Consider the following 26,567-nt stretch of genomic DNA (forward strand, 5'->3'; position numbering starts at 1 on the left):
CTACCCACCCGGTCAGGGACGGTTACGGCCCCTCATGCCCTTGTGGATGATTTTCCACTTCCGGGTCTCCTCGGCCTGGAGCCGGGCGTCGCTGCGCCGCGCCATCCAGGCCGCCTCCCGCTGGAGCTTGCGCCAGCTCTCCAGCCGCCGTTCCGGCAGTTCGCCGCTCTCCAGCGCCGCCAGCACCGCGCAGCCCGGCTCCGACTCGTGGGAGCAGTCGCCGAAACGGCACTGTTCGGCCAGGTCCTCGATTTCGGAGAAGACCCGGTCGACGCCGTCGGACATGTCGTACAGGCCGACCCGCCGGATGCCCGGGGTGTCGATCACGATGCCGCCGCCGGGCAGCGGGATCAGCTCCCGGTGGACGGTGGTGTGTCGGCCCCGGCCGTCGCCGGCCCGGACCTGCTGGGTCTCCATGACCTCGCCGCCCGCCAGAGCGTTGACGAGGCTCGACTTGCCCGCGCCGGAGGCGCCCAGGATCACGGCGGTCCGGGAGCCCATCAGGTAGGAGCGGACGACGTCCACCCCGTCGCCGGTGAACGACGAGACGGCGTGCACGTCGACGCCCGGCGCGGCGGCCCTGACGTCGTTCAGGAGGTCGTCGAGGCCCTGCTCGAAGAGGTCGGCCTTGGTGACGACGACGACGGGCGTGCCGCCGCTCTCCCAGGCCAGCGCGGTCAGCCGCTCGATGCGGCCGAGGTCGGCGAAGTCGGTCGCGTGCATGGCCGGTTCGGCCACGAACACGATGTCGACGTTGGCGGCCAGCACCTGGCCCTGCCCGTCGCCCGACAGGCCCCCGCGCGAGTCGCGGGACACCCCGCCCCGGACGAACGCGGTCGCCCTGGGCAGCACCTCGTCGAGCTCGTACCGGCCCTCGGCGAGCAGCCGCAGCGCCACCCAGTCGCCCACGCACGGGAGCCTGGTCGGGTCGGCGACGGACTCACGGCGCACCCGGGCGCCGTAGTGGGCCTGGATCTGGCCCTGTTCGGTGATGACCTCGGCGGCCCCGCGGTGCACGCGGGAGACCCGGCCCGGGATGGTGTCCGCGGGGAGCGGGCGCGTGTCGTCCCAGCCGAGGAGAGAAAGATCGAAAACCAGCGGGTTGAAGAACACTGGGGTGGAACCCTTCAGGATGAAACAGGCCCCGCGTCGGTCAGCGGGCGGCCCGGAGGTGGATGGACGGCAGGGTCAGCAGAAAGACCCGCATGTGTCGCCACCTCCCTGAAGGAAAAGGACCGGCTCGTTCCGGCCACGCAGAACCATAGGACAGCCGCGAAGAACCCCGCAACGCATTTACGTCGCCCGCCCCGCCACCAACTTGCCCGTCCCGCGCCACGCCCAGCGCCACGCCACGCCCAGCGCCACGCCACGCGCCACGCCACGCCCCGCGCCACGCCACGCGCCACGCCACGCCCCGCGCCACGCCCCGCGCCGCGCCCCCCGCCATGCCCCCCGCCACGCCACGCGCCACGCCTCGACTTGCCCGCCCTCTGCCCGCCGCAGCCTTGTGGCCGCCCTTCTCCCCGTCCGCTCTTCCGGCCTTCGCCGCTCCAACGCCCCGCTTCCGTTCCGGGCCGCCCAAAGCTCGCGCCAGTGCCTCGCCCCGGATGCGGGGCCGGCATGCGAAAGCCCCGGTCCCACATCTGGGTGGGCCGGGGCTTTCGTTTCGGTGGGACTAGCTCAGGCCGGGGGCCGGGAAGTGGGTGGTCAGTTCGCGGACCTCGGCGTGGACGCGCACGATCGTGTGCTTGGCCTCGTCTTCGCCCTTGGCCAGGGCGCTGACGACCTGGTCGATCCAGGCGCCGATCTGGCGCATCTCGGCGACGCCCATGCCCCGGCTGGTGACGCCGGCGGTGCCGATGCGGATGCCCGACGGGTCGAACGGCTTGCGGGTGTCGAACGGCACGGAGTTGTAGTTGGTCTCCAGGCCGGCCTTGTCGAGCGCCTGGGCGGCCGGCTTGCCGCCGACGCCCTTGGGCGTGAGGTCCATCAGGATCAGGTGGTTGTCGGTGCCGCCCGAGACGAGGTCGAAGCCCCGGCCGAGCAGTTCCTCGGCGAGGGCCCGGCTGTTGACGACGACCTGGCGCGCGTAGTCCTTGAAGTCGTCGGTCGCGGCCTCGCGCAGCGCCACGGCGATGGCGGCGGTGGTGTGGTTGTGGGGGCCGCCCTGCAGACCCGGGAAGACGGCCTTGTTGAGCGCGGTGGCGTGCTCGTCGGAGGTCGCCATGAGCATCGCGCCGCGCGGGCCGCGCAGGGTCTTGTGGGTCGTGGTGGAGATCACGTCGGCGTGGCCGACCGGCGAGGGGTGGGCGCCGCCGGCCACGAGGCCCGCGATGTGGGCGATGTCGGCGGCCAGGACCGCGCCGACCTCCTTGGCGATCTCGGCGAAGGCCGGGAAGTCGATCGTGCGGGGGATGGCGGTGCCGCCGCAGAAGATCAGCTTGGGGCGCTCCTTGAGGGCGATCTCACGGACCTCGTCCATGTCGACCATGCCGGTGTCGCGGCGCACGCCGTAGCGGACCGGGTTGAACCACTTGCCGGTCGCGCTGACCGACCAGCCGTGGGTGAGGTGGCCGCCGAACGGCAGGCCCATGCCCATGACGGTGTCGCCGGGCTGCACGAACGCCAGGTAGACCGCCAGGTTGGCGGGCGAGCCCGAGTAGGGCTGGACGTTGGCGTGGTTGACGCCGAACAGCGACTTGGCCCGCTCGATCGCCAGGGTCTCGATCTGGTCGATGACCTGCTGGCCCTCGTAGTAGCGCTTGCCGGGGTAGCCCTCGGAGTACTTGTTGGTGAGGACGGTGCCGGTGGCCTGGAGGACCGCCTTGGAGACGTAGTTCTCCGAGGCGATGAGCTTGATGGTGTCGGTCTGGCGGCGTTCTTCGGCCGTGATCAGTTCGGCGATCTCTGGGTCGACGGCGTTGAGCGTTTTCTCAGACATTGAGCGCCTTCCTCGGAACTCGACGACTGCGTCGACCCAGGCGCACGGCCGACGCGGTTTCCGCTCCCCGGTGGTGACCCACCTCATAGCGCCAGTAGCGAGAACCCCACCTTATCGGCTGTCAGTGCTGCCGGGTGTTACCCGCCAGCGGCCACAGGCGGTCGACTTCGGCGTTGAGGGTGGCCCCGATGAGCACCGCGAGGGCGGTGATGTAGAGCCAGAGCAGCACCGCGATCGGCGCGGCCAGCGAGCCGTAGATCGACAGCGGGTCGAACCAGGCGGCCAGCACCTCGCGCAGCACGGCCGCGCAGATGATCCAGATCACCAGGGCCAGCAGCGCGCCGGGCACCTCGCGCCACCATCTCGTCCGCATCGGCACGCTCACGTGGTAGAGCAGCGTGAGCATGAGCACCGAGCCGGCCACCACCACGGGCCAGTAGAAGATCGAGATGAGCGGTTCGTAGTCGGGCAGGGCGGTGGCCAGCAGGGTCGGTCCGACCACCAGGATCGGCATGACGACCAGGCCGATCAGCAGGGCCGCGAGGTAGAGGCCGAAGCTGAAGATCCGGGTGCGGATGATGCCGCGGGTCTCGCCCATGCCGTAGGCGATCGAGATCAGGTCGACGTACACGAACAGGGCCCGGGACCCCGACCACAACGAGAGCAGGAAGCCGACCGAGATCAGCGAGACCTCGCCGCCGTTGAAGACGTTGTCGATCAGCGGCTCGACCACACGCTGGACGGCGTCGGGGGTGAACAGCAGGTCGGCGTGCTCGATCACCGAGGCCTTGATCTCGGTGATGGTCGAGGGGCCCAGCAGGCTGGAGAGGTGACCGAGGACACCCAGGAGCCCGAGCACGAACGGCGGCAGCGACAGCAGGGCGAAGAACGCCGCCTCCCCGGCCAGGCCGGTGACCCGGTAGTTGACCCCGGCCATCGTCGTGGCCTTGACCAGCGCCCAGAAGCCGCTTCCGGCCAGTCGCTCCATCCCCACGCGGGCGCGCGCCATGCCGGCGCGGGAGTGATGCCCGAACCAGTGGCGGCGGGACCGGCGCCGGGGCGCGTTCGCTGAGGTCATCGGCGTTAACATTACGTGTCTCGCGAAGGGGTCCACACTGTGGACGCAAACTTGGACATCAAGTACCCGCAAGGTATTGTTACGGACATGCCAGTGGACCCGATGCTCGTCGTGCGCCGTCACGTCGACCTTCAGCGCGTCCGCAGCGCCATCTGTATCGACGCCCGTTGATCGCCGCCCCTTCTTTCTGTTAAGGGCGCGTGACAGGCGTCTTTTTTCATGCCCCCGCACTCAGCGCCGAGGCGGGAGGGGAAAGCCTGGAAGCGCGCGACCACCACTGGAAAGGTCCCGCATGAGCACCCCGGCCCGCCCGGCGAACCGCCACCACAAGCGCCCTCGCGGCGAAGGTCAGTGGGCTCTCGGCTATCGCGAGCCCCTGAACAAGAACGAGGAGAACAAGAAGAACGACGACGGGCTCAACGTCCGTCAGCGGATCATCGACATCTACTCCAAGCGCGGCTTCGACTCGATCGACCCCGCCGACCTGCGCGGACGCATGCGCTGGTACGGCCTCTACACCCAGCGCAAGCCCGGGATCGACGGCGGCAAGACCGCGATCCTGGAGCCCGAGGAGCTCGACGACCGCTACTTCATGCTCCGCATCCGCATCGACGGCGGCCAGCTCGACCTGGAGCAGCTCCGGGTGATCGCGGGCATCTCCAACGACTTCGGCCGGGGCACCGCCGACATCACCGACCGGCAGAACGTCCAGCTCCACTGGGTCGAGATCGAGTCGGTCCCGGAGATCTGGGAGCGCCTTGAGGCGGTCGGCCTGTCCACGACCGAGGCCTGCGGCGACACCCCGCGCGTGATCCTGGGCTGCCCCCTGGCGGGCGTCGACGCCGACGAGGTCATCGACGGCCGCGAGCAGATCCGCGAGGTGTACGACCGGTTCATCGGCGACAAGGCGTTCTCGAACCTGCCCCGCAAGTTCAAGTCGGCCATCAGCGGCTGCGCCGCCCACTGCACCGTCCACGAGATCAACGACGTGGCGTTCGTAGGTGTGGTCAACGAGGCCGGCGAGGCCGGGTTCGACGTCTGGGTGGGCGGCGGCCTGTCGACCAACCCGATGATCGGCAAGCGGCTCGGCGCGTTCGTCCGGCCCGACCAGGTCGGCGACGTCTACGGCGGCGTCATCGGCATCTTCCGCGACTACGGCTACCGGCGGCTGCGCCACCGGGCCCGCATCAAGTTCCTGGTGAACGACTGGGGCGCGGAGAAGTTCCGGCAGGTCCTCCAGGACGAATACCTGGGCTACGCGCTGCCCGACGGCCCCGCCCCCGCGCTGGCCGACGGCACCCGCCGCGACCACGTGGGCGTGCGCCGCCAGCGCGACGGGAAGTTCTACGTCGGCTTCGCGCCGAAGGTCGGCCGGGTCGACGGCGACACCCTCGCCAAGATCGCCGACCTGGCCGAGGCCCACGGGTCCAACCGGATCGCGATGACGGTCGAGCAGAAGATGGTCATCCTCGACGTGCCGGAGGACCGGGTCGAGTCGCTGATCGACGGCCTCGACGCGATCGGCCTGAAGGTGCGCCCCTCGACGTTCCGGCGGCAGACGATGGCCTGCACCGGCATCGAGTACTGCAAGCTCGCGATCGTCGAGACCAAGGCGACCGCGACGACGCTGATCCACGAGCTGGAGAACCGCCTCCCCGACTTCGAGCACCCCCTCACGATCAACGTGAACGGCTGCCCGAACTCGTGCGCCCGCATCCAGGTGGCCGACATCGGCCTCAAGGGCCAGCTCGTCGTCAACGAGAAGGGCGAGCAGGTCGAGGGCTTCCAGATCCACCTGGGCGGCTCCCTGGGCGCGACCCCCGGCTTCGGCCGCAAGGTCCGCGGCCTGAAGACCACCGCCGAAGACCTGCCCGACTACGTCGAGCGCGTCGCCTCCAACTACGCCAAGCAGCGCAGCGACGACGAGTCCTTCGCCGCCTGGGTGCAACGAGCCGACGAGGCGGACCTGAAGTGATGCTTTACGGACCTGAGCCACAACGCGAAAGCCGCGCCGGTGTCTGGACTGAGGAGCGCAGGGGAGCGAAGCGACCCGGAGCGACGAGGGAAGACACCGGATCCCAGCGGCTTTCGCAGCCGTGCGGAGCACGGCCATGACAGAACGCGCCGCTCCGTACTACTGCCCGTACTGCGGTGAAGAAGATCTTGAGCCGTACGTCTCCGAAGAGGAGCCGTACGGATGGTACTGCCGGAGCTGCGCCCGGGCCTTCCGGGTGAAGTTCCTGGGGATAGGCGTTCGATCGTGACCCCCCGTGAGGAGAGCGTGATGACCCTGGTGGACATCGAGGTTGAGCTAGAGCGCCGACGCGGCGTGCTCGACCTCCAGAGCATCGTCGAGTCGGCGGCCGAGTTCCTTGAGGACGCCCCCGCCCGAGAGATCATCCGCTGGGCGGCGGCGACCTTCGGCGACCGTATGTGTCTCACCTCCTCGATGTCCGACGCGCTGCTGATCGACCTGGTGAGCCGGGTCAAGCCGGGCGTCGACGTGCTGTTCATCGACACCGGCTACCACTTCGCCGAGACGATCGGCACCCGCGACGCGGTCGAGGCCGTCTACGACGTCAACCTGATCAACATCACCCCGTCGCGGACCGTCGCCGAGCAGGACCGCGACCTCGGGCCGCGCCTGCACGGCCGCAACCCCGACCTGTGCTGCTTCCTGCGCAAGGTCGAGCCGCTGAACCGGGCGCTGGAGCCCTACCTGGCGTGGATCTCCGGCATCCGCCGCGACGAGTCGCCGACCCGGACCGGCACGAAGGTCGTCGAGTGGGACGCCAAGCGCCAGATGGTCAAGGTCAACCCGATCGCGCGGTGGACCCAGGAGGACGTCGACAACTACATCGCCGACAACGGCGTGCTGATCAACCCGCTTCACTACGACAACTACCCCTCGATCGGCTGCGCCCCCTGCACCCGCAGGGTCGCCGACGGCGAAGACGCGCGGTCGGGCCGCTGGGCCGGACTGGGCAAGATCGAGTGCGGTATCCACCTTTGACGCCTCTGGTGGCCGTGGCGCACGGGTCCCGCGACCCGCGCGCCGCCGCCGTGGCCGAGGCCCTGCTCCATCGGGTACGCCTGGCGCGTCCCGGCCTGGACGTCCGGGTCAGCTATCTCGACCACGTGAGACCCGCGCTGACCGAGGCCCTGGCCCCGCTCGCCGAGGCGGTCGTGGTGCCGCTGCTGCTGACGGCGGCCTACCACAGCAAGGTCGACATCCCGGGCGCGCTGGCCGGGATCGGCGCCCGGGTCGAGGTCAGCCCGACGCTGGGCCCCGACCCGCTGCTGACGGCCGCCCTGGAACGCCGCCTGGCCGAGGCCGGGACCGCCGTCGGCGACCCGGGCACGGCCGTGGTGCTGGTGTCGGCCGGGTCGAGCGACCCGACCGCCAACACGACGGTCCGCAGGATCGCCCGCGACTGGGCGCGCGCCCGGCCGTGGTGGGCGGTCACGACGGCGTTCGCCAGCGCCTCGGGCCCCCGTCCGGCGGAGGCGGTGGCGATGCTCCGCGCGGCCGGGGCGCCCCGGGTGGTGGTCGCGCCCTACCTGCTGGCGCCCGGCTTCTTCGCCGACAAGGTGGCCCGCGAGGCCCTGGCGGCCGGCGCCGACCTGGTGGCCGACAGCCTCGGACCGGCGCCGGAACTGGTCCGGATCGTGCTCGACCGCTACGACGCGGCCGCGGCGGCGGCTCAGTCGATGTCGCAGCGGACCGGCTTGAGCGTCTCCTGCGTCCCGTCGGGGCGCTGAAGCACGAGGGGCTCCGCGCAGTCGGCGGGCGGGTTGAAGAGGCCGGGGTAGCGGTAGACGTGCACCAGGACGCCCATCCGGTAGTCCTTCGCCTCCTCCGCCCGCGCCAGCAGCTCCGCCTCAGTGAGCAGGCCCCCCTCCTCGTAGGGGAAGGCGCGGACCTGAACGTGGACCATGCCGTCGTCACCGATGGGCCGGTCGGGGTCGGCGTGGTCGTCGTAGGTCAGCGCGGTGACGGGTCCGCACGGGCCCTGGGCGACCAGCTTGTCGTTCATCCACACTCCGGCGTGGGCGGTGAAGCCGGGGCAGTTCACGTAGATCTGCACCGGGCCCTCGCTGCCCGGATAGAACAGGCCCTGCAGGTGGCCCGGCGTGGCCACCGACCGTTCGGCCAGCATGTAGACGGTCTGCGGGGCCGGGGCCTGCTGGGCCATGGTGACGTCCGAGCCACCGGGGCTCTCCATCGGCAACAGCACGAACCCGGCGGCCACCACGGCGGTCGCGGCGGCGGTGGCCAGGGCGGTGCGGCGCCGCCTGATCCGGCCGGCCCGCCGGTCGATCTCCTTCAGGGAGATCCGGTGGGTGGGGGCATTGAAGGTGTCGTCCTCGAAAAGCTCACGGATCATCGCCTGCTCCAGTCCATGGCGGAGTCGACGCGCAGTTTCGCCAGGGCGCGACTGGCCTGGCTCCGGACGGTGACCTCCGAGCAGCCGAGGATCGCGGCGATCTCGGCGTCGGAGAGGTCCTCGAAGTACCGCAGCACCAGCACCGCCCGCATGCCCGGCGGCAGGCCCGCCAGCGCGGCCCGCAGCAGGTCGCGGTCGTCGCACGACCCGTGGCCGTCGGGGGCCGCCACGTCGGGCAGCTCACCCGTGGCGACCTCGCGCCGCCACATGCGGCGCCACCAGGAGTTGTGGGTGTTGACGAGGATGCGGTAGACGTACGCGTCGGGGTTGTCGCCGACCCGTCGCCAGGCGAGCCAGGCCTTGGCCAGGGCGGTCTGCGTCAGGTCCTCGGCCGTGGCCCAGTCGCGGCACAGCAGGTAGGCCGTGCGCAGCAACCGGGCCGACCGCTGCTCGACGTACCGCTCGAAGTCGGCCCGGTCGCGCATGTCGGGGTCCTCACCGTCGGAGAAATCATGTCACCGACGATGACGCGACGGCAGCGCCGATCCGTTGCACCGGATCTCAGCGGTCTCTGTGCTTCCAGGCCCTCTTGGACTCGTGGACGGCCTCGCGGATCGACTCGTTGACCATCCGGTTCGTCTCCCGGATCGAGTCGTTGACCGCCTGGTTGACGGCCCGGTGCACGGAGCCGTGGCCGAGGCCGCGGCGGTGGAGCCACCATTCGGTCCAGGCCAGGGCGTTGCGCCGGATGGGCGCGGCGTGGGAGTCGCCGAGGATCTTGATGTCGCCCATGACGACGTAGCCGCGCACGCGGACGATCGGGGCGTGCTGGCCGACCGGCGCCTCGACCACCTTGACCTTCTTGTCGCCCATGATCGTCACACCGCTGAGCTGCACGTCGACGCCGTCGGGGACGATGATCTTGATGTCGCCCATCACGCAGGTCGCCACGATGTCGATCTCGTTGGAGCGCACCTCGGCCTCGCGCAGGTCGATGGTCACGTCGCCCATGACGGCCACCGCGCCGATCTCGGTGTCGACGCGCCACTTGCCCTTGCGCTTGGTGTCGCCCATCACGGCGACGAACCACTGCCGGGCCTTGCCCGGCGGCTTGGCGGGGGCGTAGGAGGGGGCGGCGGCGCCGCCGGGGAGGTCGGCCGTCAGCTGGGCCAGCTCGCCCTGCGTCTGGGCCAGGTAGGCGGCCTCGGTGCGGTCGGTCAGTTCGGCGAGCGTCAGCCGGCCTTCGGTGGAGGCGACCCGCAGGCGCTCGACGACGGCCTCGCGCTCGCTGTCGGACGCGCGCATGCCGGCTGGTTCGGTCATGGCTACGAATCTAACGCTCCGGGAGCTCCCGCTCGATCCTCCCTGGGGACGATTCCTACCTCACCCTGGCCCTCATCCTCCTGGCCACGAAGACCACCACGGCGACGGCGCAGAGCACGATCACCCCGTTCGTGAACCAGCCGGAGTAGCGCTGGACGATCTCCCAGTTCTCCCCGAGGGCATAGCCCGCCAGCACGAATAGGGAGTTCCAGATGAGGCTGCCGAGTGCGGTGAGCAGGGTGAACGTCCCGATCGGCATGCGCTCGACCCCGGCCGGGATGGAGATGAGGCTGCGGAAGACCGGGACCATCCGGCCGAAGAAGACGGTCTTGCGCCCGTGGCGGGCGAACCAGGCCTCGGTCCTCTCGACGTCGTCGGCCGTGACGAACGGGACTCTGCCCAGCAGGGCGACGGTGCGGTTCCGGCCGAGGAGGGCGCCCAGGCCGTACAGGACCAGAGCCCCCGCCACCGATCCGGCCGTGGTCCAGGCGATGGCGGCGACCAGGCTCATGTCGCCCTGGCTGGCGGTGAACCCGGCCAGCGGCAGGATGAGCTCGCTGGGGATCGGCGGCGCCAGGTTCTCGATCGCGGTGGCCAGGCCCGCGCCGGGCGCGCCCAGGGTCTCCATCAGACCGACGACCCAACCGGCGATTCCGTCAAGTTTGTCCATGGCGATCACCGTAGGGAGATCCGTTCGCCCGATTGAGCCGGAAAGCCACCGTTTCGACCGGGGGACAGCCCCATCCCGCCAGCCCACATTCTGGACATATCACCATAAAGTACCCTGGAGAGGTGACGATCAGTGAGCTGATGCTCGCCGTGGCGCACGACGACCTGGAGCGCGCCCGCGCGGCCCTGCGGCACGGGCCCGACCTGAACCGCGGCCGGGGCACCCTGCCGCTCTACCGCGCGGCCCAGAAGGGCAACGCCGCCATGGTGACGCTGCTGCTCGAACACGGCGCCGACCCGAACCAGGCCTCCCACGGCGAGGAGGAGGGCCTCCCGCTGTGCGCGGCGGCCTGCTGGAACCACGAGGAGGCGCTCCGCGCCCTGCTGGAGGGCGGCGCCGATCCCGACCTGATCGAGTGCGACGAGTGGACCCCGCTGATGTGGGCCGCCACCCTCGGCCACTTGGAGACCGCCGACCTGCTGCTCGACTTCGGCGCCGACCCCGACCTGTGCTCCCCCCTGGTCGCCGCCGCCCGGTTCGGGGCCTACGGAGTGGTCTGGAGCCTGCTGGAACACGGCGCCACCCCCCTGTACGAGGCCCTGGAGGTCGCCCGCACCCTCGCGGCCCGGGACCTGGCCGAACTGGCCGAGGGCTGCGACCCCCCGGCCGAGGTGTCGCTCGCGGCCGACGGCACGACCCTGGTGTGCACACCCTCCCCCGAGGGCCGGGAGGTCTCGCAGCGCGGCCACGCCGCCATCGCGACCCTCCTGGAGGACGCCCTCGGCGAGCGCCCCCCGGTCGAGGAGCTGATGCGGCGCGCGGTGCCCTACCGCGACGTGGACGAGGACGGGGAGACCTGGTGGGCGGCCGTGCACGCCATCCAGCGCCGCGCCGACGACGAGACCTTCGCCTCGGCGGTCGCCCTGGTCGAACACGACGACCCGATGGAGCGCGACTTCGGCGTGGACGTCCTGTCCCAGTTCGGCTTCACCGCGGGCGCCCGCCCCTACCTCGACCGGACCCTGCCCGTCCTGCGCGACCTGGCCGAACGGGAGGAGGACCCCCGGGTGATCGACTCGATCCTGCGTGCCCTCGGGCAGCAGGGCGACCCCCGGGCGCTGCCCGACGTGCTGGCCCTGATCGAGCGGCCGGGACGGGTGCACACGATGCGCGACCCGGTCGCCTTGTCGGCGGTGCTGCCCGGCGAGGACAAGGACGGCCTGGCCACGCTGATCACGCTGTCGCGCGACCCCTCGGCCGACGTGCGCGACTACGCGACGTTCGGCCTGGCGGCCCTCGACGCGGACAACGACGACCTCCGCGCCGCCCTGCTCGACCGGCTGACCGACCCCGACCTGGTCACGGCGGCCGAGGCGACCCGCGGGCTGGCGATCCGGGGCGACGACCGGGCGATGCGGGGGGTGCACAGGGTGTTGTCGGAGAGCGCCGACCCCTACGCGCGCGACCTGGCGCTGCAGGCGGCGGGCACGCTCGGCCTGGACCTATAGCTCAGGGCCCGGACAACACCGGGGCCGCCGCCCTCAGGTCGGCCGCCAGGGCCAGGTCGCCTTCGGCCTCCCACTCGTGGCCGGCTCCCCGGCCGCCGAGCACGAAGCAGTACTCGGCCGCGTCGGCGCGGACGGACAGGGCGACCTCCTGGCCCTCGTACCCGGCGGCGCGCCTCGTGGGGAGCAGGGGGATGTGCCAGTCCCCTCCCCCGTCGCCGGTCAGCGTCAGGCGGACGGACCGGTCGCCCGCGTCGAGGCCGCTCAGCAGGGCCGTCACCGGCAGCAGCCGGGCGCACAGGTCGGCCATCGGGTGGAGTTCCGCCGCCGTCGGCCTCGGCAGGTTCAGGCCCTCGGACACGGCGGCGTCGTGGGTGTGGATCCACGTCTCCAGCGCGCGGCCGAGGACCTGGTCGCCGACGGGCAGGCGGAGGTCGCCGGCGGTGATCACCCGGGCGGGGTCCGCGCCCGCCAGGGCGTGGCAGAGCGCGTCGGCCTGGTCGCGCCACGACCGGCGGGTCTCCAGCAGGGAGCGGGAGCGTTCGTGGGCGTGCAGGGCGGCGGTGCGGGCCATGGGCTCGTCGTCGGTGATCGGGGGGCCGTGGACGGGGGCGCCGACCGCCGCCGCGACCAGGCCGTCCTTGGCCGTCAGATGGCCCAGCAGCTCTTGCAGGTGCCAGCCTTCGACGATCTCCACGTCCCACGCGGTCGCCGAGGCGAGGACGGCGTCCATGGCGGCGACCCGGCCGGCGTAGGGGCGGGCCCAGGAGACGCAGTCGACGGCTGGACGGCGGCGGGCGGCGGCCGTGGCGAGCAGGCGGGCCCGCCCGCCTGGGGGCGGGGCGACGGGGGCCTCGTCGAGCAGGTCGAGGTAGAGGCGGTCGAGGCTCACGGCGCCTCCTCGTTCAGCGTCTCGGCCAGGCGGCGCAGGGCCAGCCGGATGCGGGACTTGGCGGTGCCCTCCGGTACGCCGATCTCCACCGCCACCTCGCGGTAGGTGCGGCCCCCGTAGTAGGCCAGCTCGATCACCTGGCGCAGCGACTCGGGCAATCCCACGACGGCCTCCCTGACCCGTTCGACCTCGTCGGCGGCGACGACGCCCTCTTCGAGGTCGTGGGGGCGTTCGAACAGGCGGGGGGCGAGGGCGCCGACGCGGCGGCGCTCCTCCGACCTGACGTGGTCGACCGAGCGGCGGTGGGCGACGGTCGCCAGGAAGGTGCGCAGGCTGCCCCGGGACGGGTCGAAGCCCAGCGGACGCTCCCAGAAGGTGGCGAAGACCTCCTGGGTGATGTCCTCGGCGGCGACCCGGTCGCGGGTCACCTTGAGCGCCAGACCGTAGAGGAGGGCGGAGAAGCGGTCGTACAGCTCCCCCAGCGCCGACTCGTCGCCGCTCACGACCCGGCGGTGGAACAGGTGGTCGTCCACGGCGGCTCCCCACTCGTCGACCCGAGCATCGCATTATTCGCCCGGGATGGTCAGATGGATGACATGAGCCATGAAGTGATGAACCAGGTGCCGCCGCTGTCCGGTCACGACGTGGCGGCCGACCCTGCGCTGGCGGCGGCGCTGACGCGGGAGGGCGCCGACTGGGCCGAGGGCGAGTTGCGGCAGCTCGGCACGCTGGCGGGCACCGCGAAGGCGCAGGAGTGGGGGCGGCTGGCCAACGAGCACGAGCCGGTCCTGCGGACGCACGACCGCTACGGCCACCGGATCGACGAGGTCGAGTTCCACCCGGCGTGGCACGAGCTGATGACCGTCGCCGTGGAGCACGGCCTGCACGCCGCGCCCTGGACGCAGGCCCGGCCGGGCGCCCACGTCGCGCGGGCGGCCAAGTTCTACGTGTGGTCGCAGGTCGAGGCGGGGCACGGGTGCCCGATCTCTATGACCTACGCCTCGGTGGCGGCGCTGCGGCACGCCCCCGCGCTCGCGGCCGAGTGGGAGCCGGCGCTCGCCTCCCGCACCTATGACCCCGGCCTGCGTCCCCTGGCCGACAAGCGCGGGGTGCTCGCCGGGATGGCCATGACCGAGAAGCAGGGCGGGAGCGACGTCCGGGCCAACGCGACGACCGCCGAGCCGCTCGGCGACGGGACCTATGCCCTGAACGGCCACAAGTGGTTCAACTCCGCGCCGATGTGCGACGTGTTCCTGGTGCTGGCCCAGGCGCCGGGCGGGCTCTCCTGCTTCCTGCTCCCCCGGGTGCTCCCCGACGGGACCCGCAACGCCGTCCGGCTCATGCGGCTGAAGGACAAGCTCGGCAACCGGTCGAACGCCTCGGCCGAGGTCGAGTACGACAACGCGGTCGCCTGGCTGGTCGGCGAGGAGGGGCGCGGCGTCCGGACGATCATCGAGATGGTCAACATGACCCGGCTCGACTGCGTGATCGGGTCGGCGGCGGGCATGCGGCTGGGGCTGACCCAGGCCGTCCACCACACCCGGCACCGCAGGGCCTTCGGCAGAGCGCTCTTCGACCAGCCGCTGATGCGGAACGTGCTGGCCGACCTGGCCCTGGAGTCCGAGGCGGCGACGGTGCTGATGATGCGCCTCGCCGGCGCCACCGACCGGGCCGTCACCGGCCAGGCGCAGGAGGGGCTGTTCCGGCGGGTGGCGCTGGCGGCCGGGAAGTACTGGGTCTGCAAGCGCGCCGCCGGGCACGCCGCCGAGGCGCTCGAATGCCTGGGCGGCAACGGCTACGTCGAGGAGTCGGGCCTGCCGCGGCTGTTCCGCGAGTCGCCGCTGAACGGCATCTGGGAGGGGTCGGGCAACGTCGCCGCCCTCGACCTGATGCGGGCCCTCACCCGCGAGCCCGAGGCGGCGGAGGCCTACTTCACCGAGGTCGAGCTCGCCACCGACCCGAGGATCTCCGAGTCGGTGAGCCGGGTGCGCAAGACGCTCGCCCACGCCACCGAGGCCGACGCGCGGCGGCTCGCCGAGGAGATGGCGCTGGTGCTGCAGGCCTCGCTGCTGATCAGGTTCGCCCCGGCGAGCGTGTCCGACGCGTTCTGCGCCTCCCGGCTCGGCGGCGGCTCGGGCCGCGCCTACGGCGCCCTGGGGCCCGGCCCGGACCTCGACGGCATCCTGGCCCGGATCTGAGTCACCGGACCGCTACCGGCCGGAAACACGGAGGAAACGGCCCGGCGCTCTCATGAAGGGGACTCACCGGAGGGTGAGGCGCACCTAGGGTTCCGCTCGTCGTGAGGCCTGGTCCGAGAGGTGCAGACGGCCGAAAGGCCGTTCCACGGCGGGGGAAAAGCCCGGGAGACAGTCACGACGGCTGCCTCTCCACCTGAGGCTTTTCCCCGAAAAGGAGTGCCCGTGGGACACCTCCACAACAACTACGGCCCCGAGGCCCGGTCGGCCGTGGAACGCGAGGCCGCGCTGCCCACGACCATGCACCAGCGCGAGATCGCGCGCGGCCTGGAACTCGGGTTGCCGGGCGCCGACTCGATCGTCGACCGGACCATCCCCACCTTCTCCCGCGGCGAGCTGCCGCACTTCGCCGGGATCAACACCTTCCTCAAGGCCCCCTACGTCGAGGACGTGCGCACCTGCGGCGACTACGACGTGGCGGTGATCGGCGCGCCCTTCGACGGCGGCACCACCTACCGGTCGGGGACCCGGTTCGGCCCCCAGGGCATCCGCAAGATCAGCGCCCTCTACGGCCCCTACAGCTTCGAGCTGGGCGTCGACCTGCGCGAGTCGATCACGATCTGCGACCTGGGCGACATCTTCACCATCCCGGCCAACATCGAGAAGACCTTCGACCAGATCAGCAAGGGCGTCTCCCACGTCTACGCGTCGGGGGCGTTCCCGGTCGTGCTGGGCGGGGACCACTCGATCGGCTACCCGACCGTCCGGGCGGTGGCCGAGCACCACACGGGGAACGTCGGGATCATCCACTTCGACCGCCACGTCGACACCCAGGAGACCGACCTCGACGAGCGCATGCACACCACACCCTGGTTCCACGCCACCGATCTGCCGAACGTGCCGCCGAAGAACCTCGTCCAGATCGGGATCGGCGGCTGGCAGGCGCCGAGGCCGGGTGTGAAGGTCGGCCGCGAGCGCGGCACCACGATCATGACCGTCACCGACTGCGTGGAGATGGGCATCGAGGCGGCGGCCGAGCGGGCCCTGGAGGTGGCCTGGGACGGGGCCGAGGCCGTGTGGTTGTCGTTCGACGTCGACTGCCTGGACGCCGCGTTCGTGCCCGGCACCGGCTGGCCCGAGCCGGGCGGTTTCCTGCCGCGTGAGGTGCTGAAGTTCATCCAGCTCATCGCCGACGCCCGGCCGCTGGCCGGCATCGAGGTGGTCGAGTGCGCGCCGCCCTACGACAACGCCGAGATCACCTCCCTCATCGCCACCCGCGTGATCTGCGACACCCTCGGGTGCCTGGTCCGCGCGGGTCACCTCCCCAAGAAGAAGGGAGCGGCGTGATGTTCCGTCGCGTGCTCTTGGTCTTACTGCTCTGTACGGCCTGCGCCGCCGCCCCGGCCGGAGAACCGGCCGCCCCGACGGCCGCGCCCATCACCCTCGGTTTCAGCGCCTGGCCCGGCTGGTTCCCCTGGCAGGTGGCCCAGGAGCAGGGCCTGTTCGAGAAGAACGGGGTGACGGTCGAGCTGAAGTACTTCGACAGCTACACCGACTCCCTGAACGCTCTGGCCACCGGCACGATCGACGCCAACAGCCAGACCCTCAACGACACGCTGGCCTCGGTGGCGGGCGGCGCGCAGCAGAGCATCGTCCTGGTCAACGACAACTCGACCGGCAACGACCAGATCATCGCCGCTCCCGGGATAAAGACCCTGGCCGACCTCAAGGGCAGGACGGTGGCCGCCGAGCAGGGCACGGTCGACCACTACCTGCTGCTGCTCGCCCTGGAGAAGGCCGGCCTGTCGGAGGCCGACGTGCAGTTCACCCCGATGCTGACCGACGCCGCCGCCGCGGCCTTCGTCGCGGGCCAGGTCGACGCGGTCGGCGCGTTCGCGCCCTTCACCTCGACGGCGCTGGAGCGCGAGGGCAGCACGGCCATCGCGACCTCGGCCGACTTCCCCGGCGCGATCCCCGACCACCTGGTGGTCACCCGCGACCTGCTGTCGCGCGACGAGAAGGCCGTCCAGGGCCTGGTGAACACGTGGTTCGACACGATCGAGTGGATCGGGGCCAACCGCGCGAAGGCCGTGGAGATCATGGCCAAGCGGGGCGGGGTGACGCCGGCGGAGTACGAGACGTACGACAAGGGCACCACGATCTTCACCCTCGACCAGAACCGGACCGCCTTCACCGGCGCGCTCGACCAGCAGGCCAAGCGCATCTCCGACTTCCTGGTCTCGACCGAACTCGTCGACGCGGCCCCGCCGCTCGAGGGCCTGTTCATATCCAAATTCGTGGAGGCCGTCCAGCCATGACCCTCGCCAACCGCCACCGCGTCCGCGTGACCTCGTCCGGGACGACCGCCCGCACCCGCGGTGAAGCCCCCGAGGCCGACCGGAACCACGGCACGACCGCCCTCGCGGGCCGGGACCGCAGCCGGTTGACCACCCCGGCCGAGGCTCCGGCCGTCGTCCACGAGTTCGCCGACGCCCTGCCCGCGGGCCCGGTCGCCAACGCGGCCCGCCGGGTGGTCGTGGCCGTGACCGACGGATCGTGGCAGGTCGAGCCGTCGGGCGGGGTGAACGATGGCTGAACCAGCTGTTCCCGCAGGAGGTAGGTCATGGTGAGCGTGGAGTCGCCTCCGGTCGAGCGGGCCGCCGCTCCCGCCCCCCGTGTGAAGCTGCTCAAGACCGAGGTCTCGCGCCGGACCGCCTGGATCCTGCGGGTCGCCTCGGTCGCGGTGCCGTTCGCGATCTGGTGGGCGGTCAGCGGCTCGGGGATCGTGCCCGACCGGTTCCTGCCCGCGCCGCCGCAGGTCTGGGCCGCGTTCACGGACATGGTCGCCAGCGGCGACCTGCAGAACGACCTCCTGGCCAGCCTCGGCCGGATCGGGGCCGGGTTCGGGCTGGCGATCCTGATCTCCGTCCCGCTGGGGTTCCTGATGGGCACGGTCAGCTGGGCGCAACCCCTGTTCGAGCCGATCATCGGGATCCTGCGCTACCTGCCGGCCTCGGCGTTCATCCCGTTGCTGATCATCTGGCTCGGCATCGGGGAGACGTCCAAGATCGCGCTGCTGGTGCTGGGCGTGGTGTTCTTCAACACGCTCATGACGGCCGACGTCGTCCGGCAGGTCCCGAGAAGGCTGCTCGACGTCTCGGCGACGCTCGGGGCCGGGCGGGCGCGCGTCGCCGCGCGGGTGGTGTTCCCGCACTCGCTCCCCGGCATCCTGGACGCCCTCCGCGTCAACGCCGCCGTGGCCTACAACCTCGTCGTCGTGGCCGAGCTGATCGCGGCGACCTCCGGCCTGGGCTACCGGATCACCCGGGCCCAGCGGTTCCTCCAGACCGACAAGATCTTCGCCATCCTCATCGTCATCGGCCTCATCGGCCTGACCATCGACGTCACGCTCAGAGTCGTCCGGGCCCGGGTCGGCAGGTGGTCGGTGTGAGCCTGCGCTTCGAGGGCGTGTCGATGGCCTACACGCCCGGCACCCCCGTCCTGGAGGACATCGACCTGGAGATCCCGCCCGGCGAGTTCGTCACGATCGTCGGAGCCAGCGGCTCGGGCAAGTCGACCCTGTTGTCGCTGGTCGCGGGCCTGACCAGAGCCACGAAGGGCCGGATCGTCCTCGACGGCCGGACCGTCGAGGGGCCGGGCCCCGACCGGGGCATGGCCTTCCAGACGCCCAGCCTCTACCCGTGGCGCACGGTGGCGCGGAACGTCGCGTTCGCCCTGGAGACGCGGGGTTTCTCCCGCCAGGCCAGGCAGGAGCGCGTCGCCTGGCTGCTGGAGGAGGTCGGCCTCACCGAGCACGCCGCGAAACTGCCCGGCAGCCTGTCCGGCGGCCAGCAGCAGCGGGTCTCGATCGCGCGGGCGCTGGCCCGCTCCCCCAAGGTCCTGCTCCTCGACGAGCCGTTCGGGGCCCTGGACGTCCAGACGAAGGAGGACATGCAGCTGTTCATCCGCCAGGTCTGGCAGGATCTCGGCACCACGGTCGTCATGGTCACCCACGACGTCGAGGAGGCGGTGTTCCTGGGGCGGCGGGTGCTGGTGCTGGCCAGCGACCCCGGCCGGGTGGCCCGTGACCTGCGGGTCGAGCCGCTCGGCGACGGCCTGGAGGTGAAGCGCACCCCCGAGTTCCTGGCGGTCCGGGCGCAGGTCGAAGACCTGGTCCGGCGCGAACACCGTGCCCACCTGGCAGCCGCGCGCGCCTGAGGCGTTATGTTCGTCGGTGGCATCACCGTTATCGAAGGGATATCGCTATGGCGACCACTCGTACCGCGACGACCCAGTGGAAGGGCGCGCTCCTCGACGGCTCCGGCTCGGTGTCGCTGGACACGTCCGGCGTCGGCACGTTCGACGTCAGCTGGCCGTCGCGCGCCGAGGCGGCCAACGGTAAGACCAGCCCCGAAGAGCTCATCGCGGCCGCGCACTCCTCGTGCTTCTCGATGGCCCTCTCGCACGGCCTCGCCCAGGCGGGCACCCCGCCGCAGACGGTCGAGACCAAGGCCGACGTGACCTTCCAGCCCGGCCAGGGCATCACCGGCATCGTCCTGTCGGTCAAGGCCCAGGTCCCCGGCATCACCGCCGAGGAGTTCCAGGCCGCCGCCGAGAACGCCAAGGCCAACTGCCCGGTCAGCAAGGCCCTCACCGGCACCGAGATCACCCTGAACGCCGAGCTCCTCAGCTAGACCGTTCGAGAACGAAGGCCTCCCCCACCAGGCGGAGGCCTTTTTTCTGCTCCGTTACGGCTCCGCCCACCCCGGCCCTGCCCGCCGTCTCCCCACCGCGCCGCATCCGGCGCCGAGCACCCGCTCCAGCTCCTCGCCGCGACGCCGGATCACCAGAACCGGAAGCGCAAGATCTGGCCTTCCACCGGGTGCACGGCGAACTCCACGCGGCGATCAGCCTCATCGGGCCAGGATGTCGTCGAGGTTGTAGGCCACCGGCACGTCGAGCTGCTCATACGTGCACGACTCGGGGGTGCGGTCGGGCCGCCAGCGGCGGAACTGCGCGGTGTGCCGGAAGCGCACGCCCTCCATGTGGTCGTAGGCCACCTCGATCACCAGCTCGGGCCGCAGCGGGATGAACGACAGGTCCTTCTTCGCGTTCCACCGGGAGATCGCCCCGGGCAGCCGCTGCCCCTCGGGGCCGCCGCCGACCCCGGCCGAAGCCCACGACGCCCACTCGCCCCACGGGTGGTCGGCGGGGTCGGTCACCCGGTAGGGGGCCAGTTCGGCCACCAGTTCCTCGCGCCGCTTCATCGGGAACGACGCCGAGACCCCCACGTGGTGGAGCTTGCCGTCGTCGCCGTAGAGGCCCAGCAGGAGGGAGCCGACGATCGGCCCGGACTTGTGCTCGCGGTAGCCGGCCACCACCACGTCGCAGGTGCGTTCGTGCTTGACCTTGAACATGACACGTTTGTCCTGCTCATAGGGCAGCCCGCCGGGTTTGACGATGATGCCGTCGAGCCCGGCGCCCTCGAACATCTCGAACCATTCGAGCGCCTGCTCGTGGTTGGTCGTGATCGGGGTGAGCCGGATCGAGTCGCCCGCCTTGGCGGTCGCCTCGACGAGCAGCCGCCGCCGTTCGGCGAACGGCCGGTCGATCAGGCTCTCGTCGCCCAGGGCGAGCAGGTCGAAGGCGATGAACGAGGCGGGCGTGGTCTCCGACAGCAGCTTCACCCGGGAGGCGGCGGGGTGGATGCGCTGCTGGAGCTGGTCGAAGTCGAGGGCGGGGCCGCGCATGACCACGATCTCGCCGTCGAGCACGCACCGCTCGGGCAGCTCGCGCCTGACCGCCTCGATGACCTCGGGGAAGTAGCGGGTGAACGGGCGCTCGTTGCGGCTGCCGAGGAACACCTTGTCGCCGTCGCGGAACACGATGCACCGGAAGCCGTCCCATTTGGGCTCGTAGAACAGGGTGCCGTCCTGCTCCGGCATCTTCTTGACCGCCTTGGCCAGCATGGGCGAGACGGGCGGCCGGACGGGCAGGTCGAGCGCGGCGGGATCGGGCTCGGCCGCCTTGGCTTCTTTGGGCTCGCGCGTGGTCATCGAGCCTCCTCCTGGTGTGGGTCGCGGACATAGCGGCAGAACAGCGAGCCCTCCTCTTCCAGCACCCCGGCCAGCGTGAACCGGGTGTGGGAGGCGGTGCCGTTGAGCACGCGGGCGGCGTCGCCGCCGATCATCAGGGGGGAGACGGTCAGGCAGAGCTCGTCGACCAGGGAGGCCGCCGCGAGGTGGGCGTTGAGGCGCGGGCCGCCCTCGCAGAGGATGCGGCCGAGCCCTCGGGCGCGCAGCTGGGCGACCGCCTCGGCCAGGTCGACCCGCTGCTCACCGGCCACGATCACGTCGGCGCGGCGGGCCGCCTCGGCCCTGCGGTCGGCGGGGGCCGACTCGGTGGTGATCACGATGGTGCGGGACTCGGGGGCGCACTCGGTGAACAGGGCGCCGCCGAGGTCGAGGTCGATCTTGCGGGTGATCACGGCCACGGGTGGGGCGGCCGATCGGCCCTCGCGCAGCGGACGCCAGGTGTCGCGGGGCTTGGAGGGGCCGTAGCCCTCGATCCGGACGGTCGCGCCGCCCGCCACCACGACGTCGGCGAGCCCGCGCAGGACCATGAAGATCCGCCGGTCGCCCGGCGAGGACAACCCCTTGGACAGGCCCTTCAGCCAGGCCCCGCCGTCGGCGCTGGCCACCATGTTGAGGCGCAGCCACTCGGCCTGAGGATAGGCGTAGACCGACGGGAGGTCGGGGTCGTCGGCCGGCTCGGGATGTATCTGGCGCACGACCCCACCCTGTCACAGCGGTCCGACAACCGAGGAGAGCCTCCCGGGGGGTAACGGTTTGATGTCAAGCGGTCGCCGATTGTCAGGTTCGGTGTTGGATCGAACCAGATGTGGTCGGAGGGGGTTTTCGTGCCGCTTGTCGTGTTGATCGTGTGGTTGATCGCCGCATCCGTCGGGGTCTACCTGCTCTACCTGTGGTTACGCGGCGGGGGGCTGCGCCAGCAGGCCACCAAGGTGACCCGCTTCCCCAAGGCGCTGATCTTCAGCCATCCGCTCCTGGCGGTGACCGGGCTGGGCTTGTGGGCCGCCTTCATGGTCACGGGCGCCGGCGCGTACGCCTGGGGATCGTTCGGCGCGCTCTGCCTGGTGGCGTTCCTGGGGTTCGTGATGTTCACCCGCTGGCTCGGGGGCGGACGGCACGCCCGCGGCGCCGAGACCCACTTCCCGGCCGTCGCGGTGGGGCTGCACGGCCTGGCGGGGGTCTGCACCTTCGTGCTGGCCCTGCTGACCGCGGCCGAGCTGACCCGCTAGCGGCGGACCGCCCGCAGCACCCGGAACGACCGCGCCGCGACCTCGATGTCGGCCCCCGTGTGCCGGACGTCGGCGGGGGGCTGCGCGGTGCCGCCCGAGGGCACGGCGGTGTCGAACAGGGACTTCCAGCTCACCGCGAAGTCGCGCCCCGGGAGGGTGAACGTCAGGCTCTCGTGGTGGGCGTTGATCAGCAGCAGGAACGAGTCGTCGGTGATGCGCTCGCCGCGCGGGCCGGGCTCGCTGATCGCGTCGCCGTTGACGAACACCGCCACGGCCTTGGAGTAGCCGGCGTGCCAGTCGGAGTCGTCCATCTCCTTGCCCGCCGGGGTGAGCCAGACGATGTCGCGCACCCCGTCGGACTGCTCCCGCCCCGAGAAGAAGCGGCGGCGCCGGAACACCGGGTGGTCGCGCCGGAAGGCGGCGATCTCCCGCACGAACCCCAGCAGCTCCGACTCGGTCTCGGCCAGCGACCAGTCGATCCAGGAGACCTCGTTGTCCTGGCAGTAGGCGTTGTTGTTGCCGCCCTGGGTGCGGCCGAACTCGTCGCCGGCGGTCAGCATCGGCACGCCCTGCGACAGGAACAGGGTGGCCAGGAAGTTGCGGCGCTGGCGGTGGCGCAACGCGGTGATGTCGGGGTCGTCGGTCGGCCCCTCGACCCCGCAGTTCCAGGAGCGGTTGTCGTCGGAGCCGTCGCGGTTGCCCTCGAGGTTGTCGTCGTTGTGCTTGCGGTCGTAGGAGACCAGGTCGGTGAGGGTGAAGCCGTCGTGGGCGGTCACGAAGTTGATGCTGGCGATGGGGCGGCGGCCGGAGGTGGCGTACAGGTCGGAGGAGCCGGTCAGCCGGGAGGCGAAGTCGGGCAGCGTGGCGGAGGAGCCGCGCCAGAAGTCGCGGACCGTGTCGCGGTACTTGCCGTTCCACTCGGTCCACAGGGGCGGGAAGTTGCCGACCTGGTAGCCGCCGGGGCCGACGTCCCACGGCTCGGCGATCAGCTTGACCTGGGAGATCACCGGGTCCTGCTGGATCAGGTCGAAGAAGGCCGAGAGCCGGTCGACGTCGTGGAGCTCGCGGGCCAGCGCGGCGGCCAGGTCGAAGCGGAAGCCGTCGACGTGCATCTCCAGCACCCAGTAACGCAGCGAGTCCATGATCAGCTGGAGCGCGTGGGGGCTTCGGACGTTGAGCGAGTTGCCGCAGCCGGTGTAGTCGAGGTGGTAGCGGCGGTCGGCGTCCTGCAGCCGGTAGTAGGAGCTGTTGTCGATGCCGCGGAAGCCCAGCGTCGGGCCCATGTGGTCGCCCTCGGCGGTGTGGTTGTAGACCACGTCGAGGATCACCTCGATGCCCGCCTCGTGGAGCGACTTGACCATCGCCTTGAACTCCAGCACCTGCTCCCCGCGCTGCCCGGAGGAGGAGTAGGTGTTGTGGGGGGCCAGGTAGGCCATCGTGTTGTAGCCCCAGTAGTTGGTCAGCCCCCGGGCGACCAGGAAGTGCTCCGGCACGTACTGGTGGATCGGCAGCAGCTCGACCGCGGTGACCCCGATCGACTTCAGGTGGTCGACGACGGCCGGATGGGCCAGCCCCGCGTAGGTGCCCCGCTGGTCTTCGGGCACGTCAGGGTGGAGCCGGGTCAGCCCCTTCACGTGGGCCTCGTAGATGACCGTCTGGTGGTAGGGAATACGCGGCGGCCGGTCGTTGCCCCAGTCGAAGAAGGGCGACACGACGACGTTCTTCGGCATGTAGGGCGCCGAATCGCCGAGATTCAGCCGGCGGGGGTCGGCGAAGTCGTAAGAGAAAAGCGCCTCGTTCCATTTGACCTCGCCCTCGATCGCCTTGGCGTAGGGGTCGAGGAGGAGTTTGGCGGCGTTGCTCCGGTGGCCCTGGCGCGGGCTGTAGGGGCCGTGGACCCGGTAGCCGTAGCGCTGGCCTGGGGTGACTCCGGGCAGGTAGCCGTGCCAGACGAAGCCGTCCATCTCGGAGAGGTCGACACGGGACTCCTCGCCCGCGTCGTCGAAGAGGCACAGCTCGACCCGCTCGGCCACTTCGCTGAACACCGAGAAATTGGTGCCCACACCATCCCAGGTGGCGCCGAGCGGATAAGGCTCTCCTGGCCAGACGTCGCGCATGCAGGTCCCATTCTCGCTTCCCGGGATTTTCCCTACCCGTTCATCCGATTTAACACAGGTGGGAGCCCAGCCCAAAAGGAGCCGGGAAGGTCACAAGAGCGGATCATCGGTCGCGGTCCTTCGACGGCTGCACCCGTTTGGGCTCGCCCGGCATCTTCGGGTAGTTGGGCGGATAGGGCAGGTCGCCCCGGCCGTCCTTCTCGTAGAGCTCCAGGAGGCCCGTCAGGTCGCAGGCCACCTCGTCGATCGCCTCGTGGGGGTCGCCGATCTCGGCGAACCGCGCGGGCAAGGTGCGGAGCGTGAAGTCGGCGGGGTCGCACGACTCCAGTTCCTCCCACGTCACCGGGGCCGAGACCTGCCCGTCGGGCCGGGCCCGCACCGAGTATGCCGCCACGACGGTCCGGTCGAGGGCGTTCTGGTTGAAGTCGATGAAGACGCGCTCGCCGCGCTCCTCCTTCCACCACGCCGTGGTGGCGAGGGCGGGGACGCGCTTCTCGACCTCGCGGGCGAACCCGATTCCGGCATATCTGACCTCGGTGAACGTCCAGCGTGGCTGGATCCGCACCGAGATGTGCACGCCCCGGTTGCCCGACGTCTTCGGGAAGCCGGTCAGCCCCAGGTCGGCCAGCACCTCGCGGGCCGTGAAGGCGACCTTCCTGGCCTCGTCGAAGCCGGTGCCGGGCTGCGGGTCGATGTCGATGCGCAGCTCGTCGGGGTGGTGGAGGTCGGGGACGCGGGCCGCCCACGGGTGGAAGTCGATCGTGCCCAGATTGGCGCACCAGGCGATGCCGGCCACCTCGGTCGGGCGGAACGCGTCGGCGGTGCGCCCGCTGGGGAAGTGGACCTCGGCGGTCTCCAGCCAGTCGGGGTGCTTGGGCATGCGCTTCTGGTAGATCGCGTCGGTCTGCACCCCGTCGGGATGCCGCTTGATGTACGTCGGCCGGTCGCGGACCGCGCGCATGATGCCGTCGCCGACGCTCAGGTAGTACTCGACGAGGTCGCGCTTGGTGGCGCCGATGCCCGGGAAGTAGACCTTGTCGGGGTTGGTGACCTTGACGGTCCGTCCCCCGGCCTCGATTTCGATGAACGGCGAAGGCATGTTCGAACCCTACCCATCGGGAAGCTTCCACCTCTCCTGTGGGTTGGATCAGGTGGAATCCCGTCCAGAGAAGGCTGGTGGCTGATGAACAAGGTCATGAAGACGGACGCCGAGTGGCGCGCCCAGCTCAGCCCCGAGGAGTATCGGGTGCTGCGCCAGGCCGGCACCGAGCGGCCCTTCACCGGGGAGTACGTCGACACCAAGACCGAGGGCGTCTACTCCTGCCGCGCCTGCGGCGCGGAGTTGTTCACCTCGGACGCCAAGTTCGAGTCGCACTGCGGCTGGCCCTCGTTCTACGAGCCCAGCGCGGGCGACCACGTGACCCTGATCGAGGACCGCAGCCTCGGCATGGTGCGGGTCGAGGTGCGCTGCGCCTCCTGCGACTCCCACCTGGGCCACGTCTTCCACGGCGAGGGCTACCCGACGCCCACCGACGACCGCTACTGCATCAACTCCGTCGCGCTCACGCTCAGGACTTCGGCTTCGGATAAGTGACCCGGCAGTCGTCGTCCTTCGGGCCGAGCACGTTGGCCAGCACCGGGTTGCCGTTGCCCCCGGTGCGGGCCTGCACGAACACCACCCGCTTCTTGACGCCGAGCTCCGCCAGATAGCGCATCCCGCGCTCGCACAGGCGCAGCGAGGCCGGGGAGTTGTCGGACGTCTCCGGTAAGTCGGTGTAGATGCGCAGGTAGGTGCCGGTGGTGCGGATGTCGGTGATGTGGCGGTGGGTCGCGTCGTCCCAGCGTTCGTCGAAGTAGGCCAGCGCCTCCTTGTCGGAGTACTTCGACTCCTTGCGCTTCGCCTTCTTCTCCGTTTTCTCCGCAGGCGGCGGGGCCTGCGCCGCCGGGGCGAGCGCCGCCGCCGTGGGCTCCTCGATCGAGGCGGTGCGTACGGGGGCCTGTTCCCCTCGCGCCGCCAGGAGCGGCACCACGACGGCCGTCACTCCGAGCCCCAGGCACGAGACGCCGACGACCACTTCGGCCGTGCGCGATCGCGACCTACGACGTTTCCCGGTGGATCGTGCCATTTTCATCATTT

At 71.0% G+C, this 26,567-nt stretch carries 29 protein-coding genes and 2 riboswitches; of the genes, 15 read left to right on the top strand and 14 right to left on the bottom strand.

The features are described from left to right. Positions 1-12: 12 nt before the first annotated feature. The 3 genes from rsgA to QSK34_RS11195 all read right to left on the bottom strand — a co-directional run bounded on the left by rsgA (position 13) and on the right by QSK34_RS11195 (position 4,019). Positions 13-1,113: a ribosome small subunit-dependent GTPase A gene (gene rsgA, locus QSK34_RS11185; protein WP_285582884.1), complete on the bottom strand. Its 1,101-nt coding sequence runs from the start codon at positions 1,111-1,113 to the stop codon at positions 13-15. Positions 1,114-1,675: 562 nt separating this feature from the next. Beyond that, positions 1,676-2,941 carry a serine hydroxymethyltransferase gene (gene glyA, locus QSK34_RS11190; protein ID WP_161479113.1) on the bottom strand — a complete coding sequence of 422 codons (1,266 nt, stop codon included), beginning with the start codon at positions 2,939-2,941 and terminating at the stop codon, positions 1,676-1,678. Positions 2,942-2,968: 27 nt separating this feature from the next. Further along, positions 2,969-3,050: riboswitch (ZMP/ZTP riboswitch) on the bottom strand. 12 nt (positions 3,051-3,062) lie between these two features. After that, positions 3,063-4,019: a YihY/virulence factor BrkB family protein gene (locus tag QSK34_RS11195; protein WP_161479112.1), complete on the bottom strand. Its 957-nt coding sequence runs from the start codon at positions 4,017-4,019 to the stop codon at positions 3,063-3,065. Positions 4,020-4,106: 87 nt separating this feature from the next. On the opposite strand from QSK34_RS11195, the gene QSK34_RS37755 reads away from it, so the two are divergent. The 5 genes from QSK34_RS37755 to QSK34_RS11215 all read left to right on the top strand — a co-directional run bounded on the left by QSK34_RS37755 (position 4,107) and on the right by QSK34_RS11215 (position 7,781). Further along, the gene (locus tag QSK34_RS37755; RefSeq protein WP_353051387.1) at positions 4,107-4,190 is read left to right on the top strand and encodes a putative leader peptide; all 84 of its coding nucleotides are present in this window, start codon (positions 4,107-4,109) and stop codon (positions 4,188-4,190) included. 121 nt (positions 4,191-4,311) lie between these two features. After that, entirely contained in the window at positions 4,312-5,994 is a 1,683-nt protein-coding gene (locus QSK34_RS11200; RefSeq protein ID WP_285582887.1) for a nitrite/sulfite reductase, read from the top strand. Between the two features lie 136 nt (positions 5,995-6,130). Then, positions 6,131-6,283 carry an Insertion element protein gene (locus QSK34_RS11205; protein WP_285582888.1) on the top strand — a complete coding sequence of 51 codons (153 nt, stop codon included), beginning with the start codon at positions 6,131-6,133 and terminating at the stop codon, positions 6,281-6,283. A 20-nt stretch (positions 6,284-6,303) separates the two neighbouring features. After that, positions 6,304-7,032 carry a phosphoadenylyl-sulfate reductase gene (locus tag QSK34_RS11210; RefSeq protein WP_062429332.1) on the top strand — a complete coding sequence of 243 codons (729 nt, stop codon included), beginning with the start codon at positions 6,304-6,306 and terminating at the stop codon, positions 7,030-7,032. Beyond that, the gene (locus tag QSK34_RS11215; RefSeq protein ID WP_285582896.1) at positions 7,029-7,781 is read left to right on the top strand and encodes a sirohydrochlorin chelatase; all 753 of its coding nucleotides are present in this window, start codon (positions 7,029-7,031) and stop codon (positions 7,779-7,781) included. The genes QSK34_RS11210 and QSK34_RS11215 overlap by 4 nt, the downstream gene beginning before the upstream one ends. Here QSK34_RS11215 and QSK34_RS11220 read toward each other — a convergent pair. The 4 genes from QSK34_RS11220 to QSK34_RS11235 all read right to left on the bottom strand — a co-directional run bounded on the left by QSK34_RS11220 (position 7,724) and on the right by QSK34_RS11235 (position 10,400). Further along, entirely contained in the window at positions 7,724-8,407 is a 684-nt protein-coding gene (locus tag QSK34_RS11220) for a hypothetical protein (RefSeq protein ID WP_285582900.1), read from the bottom strand. The genes QSK34_RS11215 and QSK34_RS11220 overlap by 58 nt on opposite strands. Then, entirely contained in the window at positions 8,404-8,892 is a 489-nt protein-coding gene (locus QSK34_RS11225) for a SigE family RNA polymerase sigma factor (RefSeq protein ID WP_285582904.1), read from the bottom strand. The genes QSK34_RS11220 and QSK34_RS11225 overlap by 4 nt, the downstream gene beginning before the upstream one ends. Positions 8,893-8,968: 76 nt before the next feature. Then, complete coding sequence (locus QSK34_RS11230) at positions 8,969-9,730, bottom strand: DUF1707 SHOCT-like domain-containing protein (RefSeq protein WP_285582907.1); 762 nt, start codon at positions 9,728-9,730, stop codon at positions 8,969-8,971. A 55-nt stretch (positions 9,731-9,785) separates the two neighbouring features. Beyond that, on the bottom strand, positions 9,786-10,400 hold the full coding sequence (locus QSK34_RS11235; RefSeq protein ID WP_285582910.1) for a DedA family protein: 615 nt from the start codon (positions 10,398-10,400) through the stop codon (positions 9,786-9,788). 122 nt (positions 10,401-10,522) lie between these two features. Between QSK34_RS11235 and QSK34_RS11240 the strand changes: the two genes are divergently transcribed. Then, positions 10,523-11,908 carry an ankyrin repeat domain-containing protein gene (locus QSK34_RS11240; protein WP_285582914.1) on the top strand — a complete coding sequence of 462 codons (1,386 nt, stop codon included), beginning with the start codon at positions 10,523-10,525 and terminating at the stop codon, positions 11,906-11,908. Position 11,909: 1 nt separating this feature from the next. Here QSK34_RS11240 and QSK34_RS11245 read toward each other — a convergent pair whose 3' ends face one another. Together QSK34_RS11245 and QSK34_RS11250 are read right to left on the bottom strand one after the other, a co-directional pair. Beyond that, positions 11,910-12,797 carry a maleylpyruvate isomerase N-terminal domain-containing protein gene (locus tag QSK34_RS11245; RefSeq protein WP_285582917.1) on the bottom strand — a complete coding sequence of 296 codons (888 nt, stop codon included), beginning with the start codon at positions 12,795-12,797 and terminating at the stop codon, positions 11,910-11,912. Beyond that, positions 12,794-13,330 (bottom strand): sigma-70 family RNA polymerase sigma factor, encoded by a 537-nt coding sequence (locus QSK34_RS11250; protein WP_161479104.1) that lies wholly within the window; start codon positions 13,328-13,330, stop codon positions 12,794-12,796. Before QSK34_RS11250 ends, QSK34_RS11245 begins: the two co-directional genes overlap by 4 nt. A gap of 63 nt (positions 13,331-13,393) precedes the next feature. Here QSK34_RS11250 and QSK34_RS11255 point away from each other — a divergent pair, with 63 nt between their 5' ends. From QSK34_RS11255 to QSK34_RS11285, 7 genes are all read left to right on the top strand, one after another. Continuing rightward, on the top strand, positions 13,394-14,995 hold the full coding sequence (locus tag QSK34_RS11255; protein WP_285582923.1) for an isovaleryl-CoA dehydrogenase: 1,602 nt from the start codon (positions 13,394-13,396) through the stop codon (positions 14,993-14,995). Positions 14,996-15,068: 73 nt separating this feature from the next. Continuing rightward, positions 15,069-15,165, top strand: a riboswitch (guanidine-I (ykkC/yxkD leader). A gap of 52 nt (positions 15,166-15,217) precedes the next feature. Then, entirely contained in the window at positions 15,218-16,339 is a 1,122-nt protein-coding gene (locus QSK34_RS11260; protein WP_051760438.1) for an agmatinase family protein, read from the top strand. An 11-nt stretch (positions 16,340-16,350) separates the two neighbouring features. After that, complete coding sequence (locus QSK34_RS11265; RefSeq protein ID WP_285582927.1) at positions 16,351-17,310, top strand: ABC transporter substrate-binding protein; 960 nt, start codon at positions 16,351-16,353, stop codon at positions 17,308-17,310. Then, a complete protein-coding gene (locus QSK34_RS11270) occupies positions 17,307-17,588 on the top strand; it encodes a hypothetical protein (protein WP_285582929.1) in 282 nt (93 codons plus the stop codon). The genes QSK34_RS11265 and QSK34_RS11270 overlap by 4 nt, the downstream gene beginning before the upstream one ends. 27 nt (positions 17,589-17,615) lie before the next feature. After that, the gene (locus QSK34_RS11275; protein WP_285582931.1) at positions 17,616-18,443 is read left to right on the top strand and encodes an ABC transporter permease; all 828 of its coding nucleotides are present in this window, start codon (positions 17,616-17,618) and stop codon (positions 18,441-18,443) included. Next, entirely contained in the window at positions 18,440-19,210 is a 771-nt protein-coding gene (locus tag QSK34_RS11280; protein ID WP_202609760.1) for an ABC transporter ATP-binding protein, read from the top strand. The genes QSK34_RS11275 and QSK34_RS11280 overlap by 4 nt, the downstream gene beginning before the upstream one ends. 47 nt (positions 19,211-19,257) lie before the next feature. Then, positions 19,258-19,686: an OsmC family protein gene (locus QSK34_RS11285; RefSeq protein WP_030454323.1), complete on the top strand. Its 429-nt coding sequence runs from the start codon at positions 19,258-19,260 to the stop codon at positions 19,684-19,686. Between the two features lie 219 nt (positions 19,687-19,905). Here the strand turns inward: QSK34_RS11285 and QSK34_RS11290 are convergent, their stop codons facing one another. Then, entirely contained in the window at positions 19,906-21,048 is a 1,143-nt protein-coding gene (locus QSK34_RS11290; RefSeq protein WP_285582945.1) for an ATP-dependent DNA ligase, read from the bottom strand. Then, positions 21,045-21,782, bottom strand: coding sequence for a pyrimidine reductase family protein (locus QSK34_RS11295; RefSeq protein WP_285582949.1), 738 nt, complete (start codon positions 21,780-21,782; stop codon positions 21,045-21,047). Before QSK34_RS11295 ends, QSK34_RS11290 begins: the two co-directional genes overlap by 4 nt. A gap of 129 nt (positions 21,783-21,911) precedes the next feature. Between QSK34_RS11295 and QSK34_RS11300 the strand changes: the two genes are divergently transcribed. Then, entirely contained in the window at positions 21,912-22,313 is a 402-nt protein-coding gene (locus tag QSK34_RS11300; protein ID WP_034385123.1) for a hypothetical protein, read from the top strand. Here QSK34_RS11300 and glgX read toward each other — a convergent pair. Then, positions 22,310-24,430: a glycogen debranching protein GlgX gene (glgX, locus tag QSK34_RS11305; protein WP_285582957.1), complete on the bottom strand. Its 2,121-nt coding sequence runs from the start codon at positions 24,428-24,430 to the stop codon at positions 22,310-22,312. The two genes, QSK34_RS11300 and glgX, sit on opposite strands and share 4 nt — an antisense overlap. Positions 24,431-24,533: 103 nt before the next feature. Then, positions 24,534-25,529 (bottom strand): non-homologous end-joining DNA ligase, encoded by a 996-nt coding sequence (gene ligD, locus QSK34_RS11310; RefSeq protein ID WP_285582960.1) that lies wholly within the window; start codon positions 25,527-25,529, stop codon positions 24,534-24,536. 84 nt (positions 25,530-25,613) lie between these two features. On the opposite strand from ligD, the gene msrB reads away from it, so the two are divergent. Then, on the top strand, positions 25,614-26,024 hold the full coding sequence (gene msrB, locus QSK34_RS11315) for a peptide-methionine (R)-S-oxide reductase MsrB (protein ID WP_030454330.1): 411 nt from the start codon (positions 25,614-25,616) through the stop codon (positions 26,022-26,024). Here the strand turns inward: msrB and QSK34_RS11320 are convergent. Then, on the bottom strand, positions 25,999-26,556 hold the full coding sequence (locus QSK34_RS11320; RefSeq protein ID WP_285582965.1) for a hypothetical protein: 558 nt from the start codon (positions 26,554-26,556) through the stop codon (positions 25,999-26,001). The genes msrB and QSK34_RS11320 overlap by 26 nt on opposite strands. Positions 26,557-26,567 lie beyond the last annotated feature (11 nt).

This window comes from Herbidospora sp. NBRC 101105, from assembly GCF_030269205.1.
GTDB lineage: Bacteria > Actinomycetota > Actinomycetes > Streptosporangiales > Streptosporangiaceae > Herbidospora > Herbidospora solisilvae.